At 40.7% G+C, this 1585-nt stretch carries 1 protein-coding gene; it reads right to left on the bottom strand.

Translation table 11 applies throughout. The features are described 5' to 3' along the window. On the bottom strand, positions 1-1585 hold a 1585-nt coding region (locus tag HT669_RS10280), incomplete at both ends, for a PspC-related protein choline-binding protein 1 (RefSeq protein ID WP_172933701.1).

The following is a 1585-nucleotide window of genomic DNA, read 5'->3' as shown; positions in this document are numbered from 1 at the left end:
CCGTTAGAGTTGAGATAGTACCATGAACCATTCACTTGTGCCCAACCTGTTGCCATGGAACCGTTAGAGTTGAGATAGTACCATGAACCATTCACTTGTGCCCAACCTGTTGCCATGGAACCGTTAGAGTTGAGATAGTACCATGAACCATTCACTTGTACCCAACCTGTTGCCATGGAACCATCAGTATTATAAAAATACCACATACCATTTTCTTGTTTCCAACCTGTTGTTGGAGCAACTGGTTTAGCTGATTCTACTGCTGCGTTTGTTCCTTGGTTAGATGTAACAGATACAGGATACGAAGGAATAGATGATTGCTCAGGAACAACAACTTTTTCAGGTTCTCTCGTCCCTCTCCTTATACGTCTTTTTACCATCTCTTTAGTAATTTGACGAGAAGTAGTTTCTTCAATTGTTCCATCACGTTCATCTACAGTATAAATTGTAGTAAGCGTAATTTCACCAATTTCTCCTGCTTCTTCTATTTCTTGACCTTTATCAAGAGTTGGGTCATCGAGATATTCTGTTTCGATTGGAATTTCTTGGACAAGAACTTGGGGCTTGGTTCCTTTTTTAACAACTCGTGTTTGAGAGTCTTCTTTTTGACTTAAAGTACTCTCAGTTACTTGTCCACTCTTTCCATCTACATCATAAGTTATCGTTGTAACTGTTTTCCCATTCTTTCCTAGAGTAATCTCTTGCTCCTGTCCTGCAGAAAGGTCATTATCTGCTTCATATTTAGTAGCAAATGGAACAAGAACTTCTTCAACCTTGCTCTTGGCAGGAACTTTGATAACTGTGTCTGTCGGTTCTTTTCTGTCTACAGTAACCTTTTCGGTAACATGACCATTCTCTGGATTAACATCGTAGGTCCTTGTTGTAGTTACATAGCCATCCTCTCCATCAATCATCTCAATAGAAGCTCCTCGGTCTCTACTCTCATCTTTTTCATAACGGATGACACTTGTAGGAAGGACTTCGCGGTCAACCTTGCTTTTGGCTGGAACTTTGATAACTGTATCCGTGGCTTCTTTTCTATCAACAGTAACCGTTTCGGTAACCTTACCAGTCTCTGGATTGACATCGTAGGTCGTCGTCGTGGTTACATAGCCATCTTCTCCGTCAATTGTAACAGGATTTTCATTACGGTCTCTAGTTTCATCTTTTTCAAAACGGATAACACTTGTAGGCAGAACTTCACGCTCAACCTTACTTTTAGCTGGAACTTTAATAACTGTATCCGTGGCTTCTTTTTTCTCTACGGTAACCTTTTCGGTAACCTTACCAGTCTCTGAATCAACATCGTAGGTCCTTGTCGTGATTACATAGCCATCCTCTCCGTCAATTGTAACAGGATTTTCACTACGGTCTCTAGTTTCATCTTTTTCAAAACGGATAACACTTGTAGGCAGAACTTCACGCTCAACCTTACTTTTAGCTGGAACTTTAATAACTGTATCCGTGGCTTCTTTTTTCTCTACGGTAACCTTTTCGGTAACCTTACCAGTCTCTGGATTGACATCGTAGGTCGTCGTCGTGGTTACATAGCCATCTTCTCCGTCAATTGTAACAGGATTTTCAA

The sequence above is a fragment of the Streptococcus sp. 2100 genome (assembly GCF_013276335.1).
Lineage (GTDB): Bacteria > Bacillota > Bacilli > Lactobacillales > Streptococcaceae > Streptococcus > Streptococcus pseudopneumoniae.
Note: the sequence above shows the minus strand (reverse complement) of the source record. Positions and strands in the feature narration are given on the sequence as shown.